The following is a 13,715-nucleotide window of genomic DNA, read 5'->3' as shown; positions in this document are numbered from 1 at the left end:
TGGATCACGTAAAATCAAAAAATAGCATATAGATCATCACAATTTGTGATGCAAAAAAGGAGAGTTAGTTTGGATATTAAATCTTTGGAAGTATTTAAAGCCGTTGCCATTGAACAAAGCATCACAAAAGCTGCTCAAAAATTAAATTATGTGCAGTCCAATGTCACCGCAAGAATCCAACGTCTTGAACAAGAGTTAGGTGTACCTCTTCTCTATCGATATCATAAGAAAATATCTTTAACGCCTGCAGGACGTGAACTGCTGCCCTATGTAAATAAATTACTATACGATTACGAAGAAGCGATAGAAGCAGTAAAGCTTTCCTCTACTCCGCGGGGATCTTTACACATTGGATCTATAGAGTCCACCGCATCTACAAGATTGCCCAGCATTTTCACAGAATATCACAAAAAATTTCCACAAGTAGAATTGAGCTTGTATATGGCACCTACAGTCGACCAAGTTAGCGCTATCCTCAACTACAAAGTAGACAGCGCGTTAGTAGATGGGCCAATTCTTCATCCAGAAATCATCGAGTATCCTGTATTGGAAGAATCCCTCGTTCTCATTACAAGCTACTCCACGGAGCAATTCCAGGTAGAATCTATTTTACATGAGCCGTTGCTCTCGTCATTCGCCCATTGTATTTATTTAGGACGATGGCAAAAGTGGCTAGAGAACAACGGCTATCCTCCTATGAAGGTCATGGAATATGGTACGTTAGAGGGCGTCCTTAAATGTGTTGAAAGCGGGCTGGGAGTGACTATATTACCAAAATCTATGATTGAATCTCGGGGGGAAGGCAAATTTACCTGTCATCCATTACCGGAACCACATCGGATCGTGCCCACTGTGTTGATCAGGCGACGTGATTCGTACATGACCAGTGCTCTGTCACAATTTATGGAGTTAATAGGCATTACGAATATATGATCTGAGACAAATCATTGTTTTCATTAATAAGATCATGTGTGATAAAAAAAGAGGATAGATAGAGCGACATTCTTTCAGCTCTTCTATCCTTTTACATTATCTCAACTTATGCCTGATTTATCATAAAGCATATGAACGATACTTTTTATTTAGATGAAGCGTCAGTTCCTGCAACAACCCCTACAAAGTCAATTCGTACGCCGCCTTTTTCAGGATCTTCTTTCACCCGAAAGGCAAGCGCCTTTTTTTCTCCAGTGTTTGCATCTTTATAATTTGCATGAAAGACATGGATGCTGGCTTCTTCCAATTGAAAATCTTCATAAGAAAGCGTCTCAATTCCCCATTCCTTTTTCGATTTAAGAATGTCACTTGGGCTTGGGACTGCGCCTTCGACATAGACATTGTCCATTTTTCGTTTATTTCCTTCAGTTATCGCTTCTAACATATGCTCTGATGCCACAAGTCTTCTGTCTTTCCCCTCGTCTTCTCTTGAACATGCACTTAGCAAAACAATGCACATGAAAATGAATAAAAACTTCTTCATTTTTTTCTCCCACCTTCTCCTTAAAATGTAAAGGATGGAAGCGCTATATGCAATCTTTATTCAAAAAAGACTGTAAAACGTTACATTTTACAGTCTTTTGACTACATCAGTGTATGAAGAAATGCTGTTGCAATTCCAAAATAGATGAGTAAGGATAAAATATCATTCAATGTTGTGATCAGCGGTCCAGATGCAATGGCTGGGTCGACGTTTAATCTGTGTAAAATAATCGGCACGACCGTACCTGCCATCGTCCCAATAATCAGTGTTGCAAGAAGCGAGGAACCAACAACAAAACCTAAAATCATATTGCCCTGCCATACCATGGCAACGACTGTAATAATGATTGAACAAACAATCCCAATATAAATACTTGTTCTCAGCTCTCTGAAAATCAAGCGCATAATGGTTTTTTTCGTTAATTCTTCTTTTGACAATCCTCTAATGACAACCGCTAGAGACTGTGTCCCTGTATTCCCTGTCATACCTGCAATCATCGGCATGAAGAATGCTAAAGCAACGACTTGCTGCAAGGTATCTTCAAAATAATTCAAGATACTGCCTGAAATCAGCCCAATGAATAGGAGCAAAATGAGCCATGGAAGACGGCGGTATGCCGCCACAAATGCCGGTGTGTCGAACGTGATATCTTTACCAGAGGCAGCAAACTTTTCATAGTCTTCTCCTGCCTCTTGAATCACAACATCAATGATATCATCGACTGTCACAATTCCGACTAAGACATTGTTCTCTTCTACAACAGGGATGGCAAGGAAATCATATCGCTCAATGAGCTTTGCGATTTCTTCCTGGTCTTGAAAGGCACCAACGGCAATGACTCGTGTAAACATAAGATCCTGCACTTTTTCATCTGGCTCACCTAAAATAAGATCCCTGTATGAGAGTACCCCTACAAGCTGTTTTTGATCATTTATGACATATAAGTAGTTGATCGATTCGGCAATTTCAGCAAAGCTTTTCAGCTTCACCACGGCATCCTGAACCGTATAATGCTGCGGAATCCAAACGTACCGATTGGTCATGATCCGGCCTGCTGTCTCAGCAGGGTAATTCATGAGAAGCTGTACGGCCTTGGATTCCTCTGCTTCCATGTTAGATAAAAGCTGCTCCTTCAGCTCATCCTCCATCTCATCAAACAAGTTGGCTAGATCATCGTTATCCATTTTGTTTGTGACGAAGGTGGCTTTGTCTTTCCCTACTTTTTCAAGAACAATCTCTTGATATTCCCGCTCCAGTTCACCCATCATTTCCGTCACGTCATCGACTGTTAAAAAGCTGAGAAAGCGGCCGCGGTGTTTTTCTGGAAGCTCCTTGAATAAGTAGGCCATATCATAAGGCTGAAGTTCTTCCATAATGTTTTTAAATTCTTTACGTTTCCCATCTCTTAGTAAAATAATGATGCGTAAAATGAGTTCATCGTACGTAATGTTCTGTATCATCGCTGTTACCTCCCCAAAATCAGGAGATACCCGAATCCCTTAGATTGTGCGGGGGTCAGGATCTCCGCTATCTGATGCGTCAATCTGATCTTTTGAGATACTCTCTATGTGTCTCGAATCGGGATGATCCATCCCCACACCTCCTTTTCTCATAAAAAAGCACCTTCAACCGAATGAAGGCGCTTTGTAAGCATGACAAATAAACACTTGCTCCTTCAATCGTAGAGCTTTAGCACTGTATGGCATAGGATTCATCCAGCTGCATTAAAAATCACCTTATGTCGATGATTCCTGTTGACCCATTGGCGTCTTTGGACATTTTTGGGCAGCAGCGTATCTCCATACAGGAGCCTCACCTAACGAAGTCTCATATTGTTGACACACTGAGATTACAGAAAAAGCGCAATGATGTCAATAAGCAAGATGCCAAGTTTTCTGATGTATTCGCTTACTTTTCAAAAAAAGAGCGATAGACAAGTTGACCATCGCCCTTTCACGTCTTCTATTCCTCTTCCGGCTGATTCATATCCTCTTGGGAGAGGAGATGAAAAGAATCATGCAAAAACAAAGCATATCCTTCTCCATCAGGATGGGGAACATATTCCGCACGATCCATCGTCTGTTCTTCTTCTTTTTTCTTCATCATATTCTCTCGCCTCCTTTCCAGTAGTTTGTCCCAATGAAAAAACCTTACACATAAAAGTGTAAGGTTCAGCGTGTGCGTGCTGGTGCTCACGAATGTCAAATTCGCCCCGCGCCAGTACTCGTCCTTCCTAGGACTGCAAAGGTTTTCTATCACGCTCAAAGGTTCATTTATAGCTTAATCGTCCCATTCTTGCTTGAGGATTTTGCCTGTTTTAGCGGAAATCTCAAAATCAACTTCTTCGCCGCTTGGTGTCGTAATTTCAATTTCATATAAGTACACACCATTTTCTTTATCTAATTCTGAATCTGTGACTGTTCCTTTTACTTTTGCAAGGGCAATTTGTTCAGCCTGTTTTTTGGTGATTTTTACATTTTGTTTCTTTTCTTTGACTGGATCATTGAGCGCTTTGCCTGTTTTGGCATCGACATATACTTTATATTCAAAGCCGCCTTTTTTAATCTCGACCTCATATACCCATTTTCCTTTTTTACGCTCAAGATCTACATCATCTACATAGCCTTTCACAACTTTTAATGCTGCTTTTTCAGCCTGTTTCTTTGAGACAAATGAAGATTTCTTTTGCACCACTTGTTCGGCATTTGCCGTTTGATTGGTATTTTGCGCTTGAAGGGTGAAACCACCTGCGACAAGGGCTCCTGTGAATGCTGTAGCTACTAGTACTTTTTTTATCATATTTCATTCCTCCTCTGTTTGATTTCTCCTTTATCTTAAAAAAACAAGATGATAAAGGAAGGAAAGGAACATGAGAAAATCATGAGAAAATGATTAGTTTTCGTACGTAATGCCTTCAATATCTCCTGTATAGGCATTCACTAACACCTCTGCCTCTCTTCCATCCGGCAAATCAAGCTCTACCTCAAACACGAGCATTCCGCTAAAAGTTTCAAGATCTGCATCATCCACTGTGCCGCCCACTTCTTTTACGGCAATCTGAATGGCTTCTTCTACCGTTATTTTTGTCAGCTTCTTTTCTTTAGAGGTTGGCTTTTTCTTTTCTGCTTCAATCACCTTGAACGTGTCTTTCTCAACATCCACTTGATACAGTTCTTTTTTTGATTGAATCGTAAAGATAAAGCGATCCGATTTTTCTTTCTTTTGAATCACGGTACCCTTCACTTTTTTCACTGCCACTTCTTCTGCTTGGAGTTCGGCATTTTTCTCATTTGGTTTTTGATAGCTCTTTAACTGTTTCATCTCTTTCATTTGACCGCTTGAGGAAGATGCAATGATTTGATAGATGCCATTTGAATTTTCAAGCGTCAATGTATAGTCCTGTTTATGATTGATCAGATCAATATTTGTGATGTTTCCATTGTAGTCTTTTGCGATGATTTTTTTAATGTCTGCTTCGCTTAATATTTTTTGGTCAATGGTTTGAATCATGAGCATTGCAAAGGCCACAAGAATGAAAAGACATCCTGTGAGCGTAAGCAGCATTTTCATTTTTTTAGACATGCAGCGCCTCCTTCCTATTTCCTATTTTATAAGGAGGAAATGAGAAATTGATGAGAAAAGACCTACTTATTTCTGAAAAAGAATGGTCATCACGGTTCCTTCACCGATACGGCTGTCTACCTTTAGCTCAGCCCCATGCTCTTCAGCAATTTGCTTCGCAATTGACAGGCCAAGTCCAGTCCCGCCCGTCTCACTGTTTCTCGCTTCATCCACACGGAAAAAGCGGTCAAAGATTTTCGGCAGATCCTCTTCTTTTATGCCAATTCCTTTGTCAACAACCGAAATAAACGGTTTCTCTCCTGCTCGTCCGCAGTTCACATCAACTGGCTCTGCACTATATTTAACCGCATTATCAATCAAGATGGTCAAAAGCTGTTTGATCTTCTCTTCGTCCCCTTCAGCAATCACAGGCTGATCTGTTTGTACATGAGTAAGGATGGTTCGATTGGTTGCCACTTCAAGTGTATGGCCAACTTGGCTGCACATTTGACCAAGATCAACCGGCTTCATGTCCAAGTAAAGCGGCTGCCCATTTTTCGCCAGTGTGAGTAGTTGATCTGTCAGCCTTTTCATTTTTTTTGCCTCATCATGAATGGCTTGAGAGGATTCTTCTACGACCTCTGGCCGGCTTTGCCCCCAGCGTTTTAGTAAATTGCTGTAGCTCATGATGACGGTAATGGGTGTTTTCAATTCATGAGAAGCATCGTGTAAAAATTGCTGCTCTTTCTCATAATGTTTCTCGAGAATTTCGGCCATTTCATTAAAGGTTTGACCCATTTGATACAGTTCATCCTTTGAATCGCCTGTTAATTCAATTCGTTTAAATGCCTTTTCTCTCATACTTGCTTTCATCGTATTGGTCATTCGACTAATTGGGCGGACAATTTGTTTTGTTAAAATGTGGCCTGCAAAATAAGAAAGCACAATAAACAAAACGCCAGTAGTGATTAAAATCATTTTTAATAACGCCAAGTTCTCTTCTGTATTTTCAATTTCTTCATATACTTGCAGCGACACAATGTCCCCATTTGTCCAAATGACAGGGATAGCCGCGAACGCAATCATATGTTTATTGTATTCTTGAATTTCTGCTGTCTGACCAGATTCGTATGTAAAAGGAAGTGAGCTAAACGTAGATTCCTTCGTGACGGTCAGCTTTGATTCACCTTTCTCTGTGACGACACGGATCATACCATTTTGAGGCAGATACGCTTTCAGAAGCTCTGAAGATGGAAGGCCCTCTTCTTCTGACTTCTTTAGTGCAATAGCAATATTTTCAGCTACTTCCGACAGTCTGGACATATCTTTTTGCGTCAAGGTCATCGAAAAAATAAAATAAATCGCTGTATGAAACAGCAGCACCATTAAAAACAAGGACAACGATGTATAAAGCTGGATCTTATTTTTTAATCTCATGCTTTATCCTTTCATCACATAACCCACACCTCTCACTGTGTGAATCAATTGTTTTTCAAACGGGTAATCGATTTTTTTTCTTAAATAGCGAATATAGACATCAACCACGTTCGTGTCACCAAAATAATCAAAACCCCAAACAGCTGTTAAAAGCTGATCTCTTGTGAGCACTTGCTGCTGATGTTTCAATAAATGAACAAGCAAGTCATATTCTCTCGGTGTCAGCTCAAGCGTCTGATCGCCTCTTTGAATTTCTCTTGTTTTCTCATTCACCGTTAAATCTGCAATACTTAGCTCAATTTCCTTTTCCTCTTGCGCATTGTGATTGAACCTCAGCTGTGCACGAATTCGCGCTAATAATTCTTCTATATCAAAGGGTTTTGTAATATAATCGTTTGCCCCAAGATCAAGACCGCTGACCTTATCGGGAACACTTCCTCTTGCGGTAATCAAAATGATCGGTGTTGCCGTATTTGTCTTTCGAACCCTTCTAAGCACTTCAAGTCCGCTTAATTCTGGAAGCATGACATCTAGAAGCACTAAATCAAAACTCTCCTCTTCGAGCGCCTGGAGTCCTTTCATCCCTGTATCTTGGACTGTGACCTCATATCCTTCATATTCAAGTTCTAATGACAGCACTCTTGCAATTTTCTTTTCATCTTCTACCACGAGTATCTTCCCTTTGTTCATCTCTATCTCTCCTATCTGAAAGGCAAGCTTGTCTTTCCATTATTATATGTTGCCTTTCTCCATTGGAACAGTCACAATCTTCATATCTTATTTTTCATGAATGAGGAATTGTTATGTAATATGGTTGATTTTTATTTTCAGCTGATCCTTTCACATTACACAAATCAACAAAAAAAGCCTCTTTTCTGAGGCTGGTCCCTTACTTCTTTTTAGGTTGACTGACAAAAAGCTCATCTACAGTCGTATTCAAAACAGAGGCGATGTCAAAGGCTAATTGTAAAGTAGGGTCGTACTTATCGTTTTCAATGGCATTGATGGTTTGTCTCGAGACCTTACATCGTTTAGCAAGTTCTTCTTGGGATAATTTAATGGATTTCCTTAGTTCTCTTATATGATTTTGCAATTTAATCACCATATTTTTTTCTGTATATGAGTAATGTAACTAAATATATGACCGACATCACAGTTAGGAACATGATGGGAGAAATCCCAAACCCCTTATCAGAATTGTTCCCTTGGGTCGTTAAAAATATGGACTCTGCGACTTCTAATAAAAGCATACCAATGACCACCATAAATGCATACGATTGAGCTTTTGAGTAGATAAATCTCTTTCTTTCATCACCCTTTTGAATCATAGGCGCGATAAAAATGAACAGTCCGACCACTAATAAGATGACTGAATACACAACTTTGACAACATCCAACGGTTAGTCCCCTCCTAATCAAAATGTCAAATACTTTTTACATTCTATATTCTTTCGATCATTATAATGAAAAAACAATTATCTGCACATGGCATGTACCTTTTTCTTTTCTGTCATCCTCTATCTCTTTATATGATTGTTTTTTCGATCTGCCTTTTTTAGTTCTTTTCACCCATTTTCATCTGTACAGGTGCAAGCTCACTATGCAACATTTCATTCTTTTTCATATGATACTAAGAGTTTTCCTCAAAAGGTGACTTCTTTCGGCAAGATATGAGGAGAACTGCATAATAAATAATTATTTGATTATTTGAAAAATTATTACAATTGACCCTTTCCGATCAAACATTTGTTTTATACAATAACATTACGCAACCTGAATCTACTTTGAAAACAAAATAAGGAGGGCTTTCTTATGAAAGGTGAAATTCGCTTAATTCCGTATGAAGTAAAAGCCAATGTGATGGAAGCGAAAGAGACGCCGGAAAGTATTCAGGAGATTAAAGCACCCGAACTTTGGTCAAGTGGCTTCAAAGGAAAAGGCATAACCATTGCTGTCCTTGATACAGGTTGCGACACGGAGCATCCCGATTTAAAAGATCAGATTATCGGAGGAAAAAACTTTACCGATGATGACAATGGCGATGCTGAGAATGTAAAAGACTACAACGGGCATGGTACCCATGTATCAGGAACGATTGCAGCAACGGATCAAAATGGTGGCATTTTAGGTGTTGCCCCTGAAGCCAAGCTGTTGATCGTGAAAGTTCTTGGAGGGAAAAATGGCAGCGGGAAATACGAATGGATTATCAATGGCATTAACTATGCGGTTGAACAGAAGGTTGATATTATTTCCATGTCTCTCGGTGGGCCAAGCAATGAACCAGAACTGCAAAAGGCCATCCAACATGCGGTAAGCAGCGGTGTGCTTGTTGTCTGCGCAGCAGGAAATGAAGGTGACGGAGACGAGCGTACTGAAGAGTTCTCCTACCCAGCTGCATACAACGAGGTCATTGCCGTCGGCTCTGTCTCTCTTGCAAGAGAATCCTCTGAATTCTCCAATGCGAATAAAGAAATCGACCTCGTCGCTCCAGGTGAAGACATTTTATCCACTCTCCCTAACCATAAATACGGAAGACTAACAGGCACTTCCATGGCTGCCCCTCATGTGAGCGGTGCACTCGCCATTATTAAAAATGCCGAAGAAGAAGCGTTCCAGCGTAAGCTGACAGAACCTGAGGTATATGCTCAGCTCGTACGGAGAACCCTTCCGCTAAAACAATCGAAAACCCTTGTAGGAAACGGGTTTTTATATTTAACTGCACCAGATGTACTTCTTGAGAAAACATTAGAAGCAGAACTTTTGTCTCTATAGGTACATGTTAGGTCCTGAGAAAAGATAGAATTTTCTCAGGATTTTTTTAATTAAAATTATTCAAAATTTACTTTGACGAAATGAAGTGAACGTTATATAATCGAACACAATAAATTCATAGTTTGAGAGTCGGTAATTCGATCACACGTCGAATTTTAATTGGGAAGACCGGTGAAAATCCGGCGCGGTCCCGCCACTGTAAGTGAGGAGAGCTTTTCGTTAATCATCCACTGTCGTGAGGATGGGAAGGATGAAAAGCTTGCAGATTCACTAGCCAGGATACCAGCCGCTCTATCACATCAAACCCCCTACGGTTGATAGGAGATGTCGGAAAAGCGTTCGTCATTGATACTTACGCCTTCTTTCGCACACACATTTTGTCTTTTTAAACCAGACATTTGCCCTCATCAATCTTGACCATGAGTGTGAGTGTCTTTTTATATTTAGAGGAGGAATTGGAATTGACAATTGTTAAAACAAGTAATCTAGGTTTCCCGCGAATTGGTTTAAACAGAGAATGGAAAAAAGCACTTGAGTCTTATTGGAAAGGTCAAACTGACCGAGAAACCCTCTTAAGCACACTCGATGAACAATTTTTAGCCGCTATTAAAACTCAAATTGATCAACAAATTGACGTTGTTCCTTCTGGCGACTTCACCTTCTATGATCACGTGCTGGATACTGCCGTTATGTTCAATTGGATTCCAGAGCGCTTCCGCAGCTTGAAAGACCCGCTAGATACATACTTTGCGATGGCAAGAGGAACAAAAGATGCTGTCTCAAGTGAAATGACAAAATGGTTTAATACAAACTATCACTACATCGTTCCAGAATACGAAAAAAGCACAGAATTCAAACTCACACATAACAAACCGCTTGAAGCATACGAAAAGGTGAAAAAAGCGTTTGGTGTTGAAACAAAACCTGTCGTTCTTGGTCTTTATACATTTGTTTCTCTTTCTAAAGGCTATGAAGCCAATGAAGTGAAAGAGATTCAGCAGCGCCTAGTGCCGCTTTATACTCAGTTGTTAAAAGAGCTTGAAGAAGCCGGTGTAAAATGGGTTCAAATTGATGAGCCTGCTTTAGTCACAGCTTCAAGTGAAGACGTGAAAGCAGTAAAAGCCATCTATCAAACGATTAAAGAAGCTGTACCTGCCTTAAACGTTCTCCTTCAAACATACTTTGACTCAGTAGATGCCTATGAAGAGCTTGTCACGTATCCTGTTGAAGCCATCGGTCTTGATTTTGTCCATGATCAAGGACGAAACCTTGAACAATTGAAAAAACACGGCTTCCCAAAAGATAAAATTTTAGCAGCCGGTATCATCGACGGCAGAAATATTTGGAGATCAGATCTAGGAGAAAGATTATCGTTTATTTCTGAAGTGATTGCTGACGTGCAGCCAAAAGAAGTATGGCTGCAGCCTTCAAGCAGCCTGCTACATGTCCCAGTTGCAAAACATCCGAGCGAACAGCTTGAAGAAAAACTATTAAACGGACTTTCTTATGCCACTGAAAAACTGTCTGAATTAACGCTATTAAAAGAAGGCTTATCAAAAGGAGCGGCTGCCATTGATGCAGACATCCATGCAGCAAATGAAGCACTTCTGACGTTAAAAGAATTCGCGAAAGGAACGAATGCGGACCTGACAGCAGAGCGCAACAATCTTTCATCAAAAGATTTTAAACGTCCAGTTGCTTTTGAAGAACGACTACGCATTCAAAATGAATCTCTTGAACTGCCGCTTCTTCCAACCACAACAATCGGAAGCTTCCCTCAGTCAGCTGAGGTGCGCAGTGCTCGTCAAAAATGGCGCAAAAATGAGTGGACTGATGCAGAGTATGATGAATTTATTAAAAAAGAAACAAAAAGATGGATTGATATTCAAGAAGAGATTGGCCTAGATGTACTCGTTCATGGAGAATTTGAACGTACAGACATGGTTGAATACTTCGGTGAAAAACTCGCTGGATTTGCCTTTACAAAATTCGCTTGGGTTCAATCTTATGGATCACGCTGCGTGAAGCCGCCGATCATTTATGGAGATGTAGAATTTACAGAGCCAATGACAGTGAAAGAAACGGTTTACGCTCAAAGCTTAACGGAGAAAAAAGTCAAAGGAATGCTGACAGGGCCTGTCACGATCTTAAACTGGTCTTTCCCAAGAACAGATATCTCTCGTAAAGACATTGCCTTCCAAATCGCTTTTGCTTTACGCAAAGAAGTAGAAGCGTTAGAAGCAGCGGGTATTCAAGTGATTCAAGTGGATGAACCTGCGCTAAGAGAAGGTCTTCCTTTAAAAGAGAGTGATTGGGCAGCATACTTAAACTGGGCAGCAGAGTCATTCCGTCTATCGACATCGTCTGTTCAAAATGAAACGCAAATTCATACACATATGTGCTACAGCAACTTCGAGGATATTGTTGATACGATTGAAGACCTTGATGCAGACGTGATTACGATTGAACATTCACGCAGTCATGGCGGGTTCCTCGATTATTTAGAAAAACATCCGTATTTGAAAGGTCTTGGACTTGGGGTATATGACATCCACAGCCCGCGCGTTCCATCTGTTGAAGAAATGAGTAAAATCATTGATGATGCACTGAACGTATGTCCGACAGATCGCTTCTGGGTCAACCCTGACTGTGGACTGAAAACAAGACAAGAACCTGAAACCATTGCTGCTTTGAAAAACATGGTGACAGCTGCTGAAGTCGCTCGTAAAAAGCTAGCGCAGCACGCATAATGGACTCACTCTTCCCCTGCTGAACATTTGGCAGGGGTTTTTTATGCGCAAATTGTCCTGTTCGATCTCCTCCTACAAGTGATTCCTTTTCTATCATGATTCGTTTATACTAGAGAAGTCAGTCGAACAAAGGGAGGAAGACAATGAATCACGAAGCTTTTTTACAACGCGCAATTGATCTTGCAGTAGAAGGAGTAAATAGTGGCACAGGCGGCCCTTTTGGAGCGGTCATTGTCAAAGACGGTCAGATTATTGCAGAGGGAAGCAACAATGTCACAACGAGTAATGATCCAACTGCACATGCAGAAGTGACAGCTATTCGAAAGGCGTGCCAAACACTACATACATACCAATTAGAAGACTGTATTTTGTATACAAGCTGTGAGCCTTGTCCAATGTGTCTTGGTGCTATCTATTGGGCTAGACCAAAGGCCGTATATTTTGCCGCCGGACACAAGGATGCAGCGACTTCTGGTTTTGATGACTCCTTTATTTATGAAGAAATCAATAAAGAATACGAATCAAGAAACATTCCATTTTACCAGCTGACCCTTCAAAAAACCCTTGCTCCATTTGAAGCATGGGACACATACGACAAAAAGAAAGAATACTAAAAAAAGACACCTGCTCCACAGCAGGTGTTAGTAGGTGCTTGAGAAAGGGCTAAATTTTAGCCCTTTTTTCTTTTCATTAGTCCGCCACTTCGAGCTCTACTTCGATGTTTCCTCTTGTTGCTTTTGAATATGGACAGAATTCATGTGCAGCCTCAACAAGCTCTTTCGCTTTGTCATGATCAAGCCCTTTAGCAGAAACAATCAGCTTCACACCAAGTTTAAAACCGCCATCACTTTCATCTTTTAATAGACTGACATGTCCTTCTACTTCTGATTCAATTTCGACACCTTGCTTCTTGGCGACTTGTTCAAGCGCCCCTCCGAAGCAGGCCGCATAACCCGCTGCAAATAATTGTTCAGGATTCGTACCAGTTTCTCCATCTTTCTTTGCGTTTGGCATCACAATGTTGTGGTCAAGCACACCATCATCAGAACGAACATGTCCTGCTCTTCCGTGCTGTGCTTTTACTTTTGCAGTAAATAATGGTTTCATCTTGATCTCCTCCTTCTTCTACTTATACCTTTCACGTTCTATTCGTTGCTCAAACATTTATGGCACATTGAAGAATTTTTCATTTTTAGTCTGTATTTATTTTAAAAAGGAAGAAAATCTTATACAATGATAAGTATGACAAAAAATAGTTGGTGACAGATATGACAAATGAATTTGAACATATGAAGCTGGAAAATCAGCTTTGTTTCTTGTTATATGCAAGTTCAAGAGAAATGACGAAGCAATATAAACCATTATTAGAAGAGTTAAATATCACATACCCGCAATATTTGGCACTGCTTTTGTTATGGGAGCATGGGACATTAAATGTGAAAACAATGGGAGAGCTTTTATATTTAGACTCCGGTACACTCACACCTATGCTAAAACGAATGGAACAAAATGGACTCATCATCCGTGAACGTTCAAAAGAGGATGAGCGTTCGGTCCAAATTCGTTTAACAGAATACGGAGAAGCTTTACAAGAGAAGGCCACTTCGATTCCATTTCAAATGCTGTCTGGAACAGGCAGATCAGAAGAAGAGCTGAAAACACTTCGCGCTTCTTTACATGAGCTTCTGCAAAAATTAACACAATCAAAAGGCTGAGGG

15 protein-coding genes and 2 riboswitches are annotated in these 13,715 nt (G+C 40.4%); of the genes, 5 read left to right on the top strand and 10 right to left on the bottom strand.

Annotated elements, in window-relative coordinates; genetic code table 11:
• Positions 1–69: 69 nt before the first annotated feature.
• Complete coding sequence (locus tag M2353_RS06595) at positions 70–933, top strand: LysR family transcriptional regulator (RefSeq protein ID WP_284725163.1); 864 nt, start codon at positions 70–72, stop codon at positions 931–933.
• A gap of 145 nt (positions 934–1,078) precedes the next feature.
• Here the strand turns inward: M2353_RS06595 and M2353_RS06590 are convergent, their stop codons facing one another.
• From M2353_RS06590 to M2353_RS06550, 9 genes are all read right to left on the bottom strand, one after another.
• Complete coding sequence (locus M2353_RS06590) at positions 1,079–1,477, bottom strand: hypothetical protein (RefSeq protein WP_284725162.1); 399 nt, start codon at positions 1,475–1,477, stop codon at positions 1,079–1,081.
• Positions 1,478–1,578: 101 nt separating this feature from the next.
• On the bottom strand, positions 1,579–2,937 hold the full coding sequence (gene mgtE, locus M2353_RS06585; protein ID WP_284725161.1) for a magnesium transporter: 1,359 nt from the start codon (positions 2,935–2,937) through the stop codon (positions 1,579–1,581).
• 207 nt (positions 2,938–3,144) lie between these two features.
• Positions 3,145–3,308: riboswitch (M-box (ykoK) riboswitch) on the bottom strand.
• Positions 3,309–3,439: 131 nt separating this feature from the next.
• Positions 3,440–3,583 (bottom strand): hypothetical protein, encoded by a 144-nt coding sequence (locus M2353_RS06580; protein WP_008346168.1) that lies wholly within the window; start codon positions 3,581–3,583, stop codon positions 3,440–3,442.
• A 174-nt stretch (positions 3,584–3,757) separates the two neighbouring features.
• On the bottom strand, positions 3,758–4,276 hold the full coding sequence (locus tag M2353_RS06575; RefSeq protein ID WP_008346169.1) for a PepSY domain-containing protein: 519 nt from the start codon (positions 4,274–4,276) through the stop codon (positions 3,758–3,760).
• 93 nt (positions 4,277–4,369) lie between these two features.
• Positions 4,370–5,059: a PepSY domain-containing protein gene (locus M2353_RS06570; protein ID WP_041507401.1), complete on the bottom strand. Its 690-nt coding sequence runs from the start codon at positions 5,057–5,059 to the stop codon at positions 4,370–4,372.
• 66 nt (positions 5,060–5,125) lie between these two features.
• On the bottom strand, positions 5,126–6,475 hold the full coding sequence (locus M2353_RS06565) for an ATP-binding protein (protein ID WP_284725160.1): 1,350 nt from the start codon (positions 6,473–6,475) through the stop codon (positions 5,126–5,128).
• Between the two features lie 3 nt (positions 6,476–6,478).
• Positions 6,479–7,165 (bottom strand): response regulator transcription factor, encoded by a 687-nt coding sequence (locus M2353_RS06560; protein WP_019743445.1) that lies wholly within the window; start codon positions 7,163–7,165, stop codon positions 6,479–6,481.
• Between the two features lie 199 nt (positions 7,166–7,364).
• On the bottom strand, positions 7,365–7,580 hold the full coding sequence (locus tag M2353_RS06555; RefSeq protein WP_169476040.1) for a helix-turn-helix transcriptional regulator: 216 nt from the start codon (positions 7,578–7,580) through the stop codon (positions 7,365–7,367).
• The gene (locus tag M2353_RS06550; RefSeq protein WP_039170291.1) at positions 7,570–7,872 is read right to left on the bottom strand and encodes a DUF2178 domain-containing protein; all 303 of its coding nucleotides are present in this window, start codon (positions 7,870–7,872) and stop codon (positions 7,570–7,572) included. Before M2353_RS06550 ends, M2353_RS06555 begins: the two co-directional genes overlap by 11 nt.
• 415 nt (positions 7,873–8,287) lie before the next feature.
• Here M2353_RS06550 and M2353_RS06545 point away from each other — a divergent pair, with 415 nt between their 5' ends.
• From M2353_RS06545 to guaD, 3 genes are all read left to right on the top strand, one after another.
• Positions 8,288–9,247 carry a S8 family peptidase gene (locus M2353_RS06545; protein WP_007498796.1) on the top strand — a complete coding sequence of 320 codons (960 nt, stop codon included), beginning with the start codon at positions 8,288–8,290 and terminating at the stop codon, positions 9,245–9,247.
• Positions 9,248–9,359: 112 nt separating this feature from the next.
• Positions 9,360–9,552: riboswitch (cobalamin riboswitch) on the top strand.
• 156 nt (positions 9,553–9,708) lie between these two features.
• A complete protein-coding gene (metE, locus tag M2353_RS06540) occupies positions 9,709–11,997 on the top strand; it encodes a 5-methyltetrahydropteroyltriglutamate--homocysteine S-methyltransferase (RefSeq protein WP_284725159.1) in 2,289 nt (762 codons plus the stop codon).
• A 143-nt stretch (positions 11,998–12,140) separates the two neighbouring features.
• Complete coding sequence (gene guaD / locus M2353_RS06535; protein ID WP_008346184.1) at positions 12,141–12,611, top strand: guanine deaminase; 471 nt, start codon at positions 12,141–12,143, stop codon at positions 12,609–12,611.
• A 76-nt stretch (positions 12,612–12,687) separates the two neighbouring features.
• Here guaD and ohrB read toward each other — a convergent pair whose 3' ends face one another.
• On the bottom strand, positions 12,688–13,104 hold the full coding sequence (gene ohrB / locus M2353_RS06530; protein WP_039170286.1) for an organic hydroperoxide resistance protein OhrB: 417 nt from the start codon (positions 13,102–13,104) through the stop codon (positions 12,688–12,690).
• A gap of 161 nt (positions 13,105–13,265) precedes the next feature.
• Here ohrB and M2353_RS06525 point away from each other — a divergent pair, with 161 nt between their 5' ends.
• Entirely contained in the window at positions 13,266–13,712 is a 447-nt protein-coding gene (locus M2353_RS06525; RefSeq protein WP_008346188.1) for a MarR family winged helix-turn-helix transcriptional regulator, read from the top strand.
• Positions 13,713–13,715 lie beyond the last annotated feature (3 nt).

It is taken from the genome of Bacillus aerius, assembly GCF_029894105.1.
GTDB lineage: Bacteria > Bacillota > Bacilli > Bacillales > Bacillaceae > Bacillus > Bacillus altitudinis.
The sequence above is the reverse complement of the archived record's forward strand: the minus strand, read 5'-3'. Positions and strand labels throughout refer to the sequence as shown.

What these genes read in the sequence shown, in the direction of transcription:
- M2353_RS06590 (WP_284725162.1), bottom strand. Translation starts at nt 1,477, where the DNA reads ATGAAGAAGTTTTTATTCATTTTCATGTGCATTGTTTTGCTAAGTGCA.
- mgtE (WP_284725161.1), bottom strand. Translation starts at nt 2,937, where the DNA reads ATGATACAGAACATTACGTACGATGAACTCATTTTACGCATCATTATT.
- M2353_RS06580 (WP_008346168.1), bottom strand. Translation starts at nt 3,583, where the DNA reads ATGATGAAGAAAAAAGAAGAAGAACAGACGATGGATCGTGCGGAATAT.
- M2353_RS06575 (WP_008346169.1), bottom strand. Translation starts at nt 4,276, where the DNA reads ATGATAAAAAAAGTACTAGTAGCTACAGCATTCACAGGAGCCCTTGTC.
- M2353_RS06570 (WP_041507401.1), bottom strand. Translation starts at nt 5,059, where the DNA reads ATGTCTAAAAAAATGAAAATGCTGCTTACGCTCACAGGATGTCTTTTC.
- M2353_RS06565 (WP_284725160.1), bottom strand. Translation starts at nt 6,475, where the DNA reads ATGAGATTAAAAAATAAGATCCAGCTTTATACATCGTTGTCCTTGTTT.
- M2353_RS06560 (WP_019743445.1), bottom strand. Translation starts at nt 7,165, where the DNA reads ATGAACAAAGGGAAGATACTCGTGGTAGAAGATGAAAAGAAAATTGCA.
- M2353_RS06555 (WP_169476040.1), bottom strand. Translation starts at nt 7,580, where the DNA reads ATGGTGATTAAATTGCAAAATCATATAAGAGAACTAAGGAAATCCATT.
- M2353_RS06545 (WP_007498796.1), top strand. Translation starts at nt 8,288, where the DNA reads ATGAAAGGTGAAATTCGCTTAATTCCGTATGAAGTAAAAGCCAATGTG.
- guaD (WP_008346184.1), top strand. Translation starts at nt 12,141, where the DNA reads ATGAATCACGAAGCTTTTTTACAACGCGCAATTGATCTTGCAGTAGAA.
- ohrB (WP_039170286.1), bottom strand. Translation starts at nt 13,104, where the DNA reads ATGAAACCATTATTTACTGCAAAAGTAAAAGCACAGCACGGAAGAGCA.
- M2353_RS06525 (WP_008346188.1), top strand. Translation starts at nt 13,266, where the DNA reads ATGACAAATGAATTTGAACATATGAAGCTGGAAAATCAGCTTTGTTTC.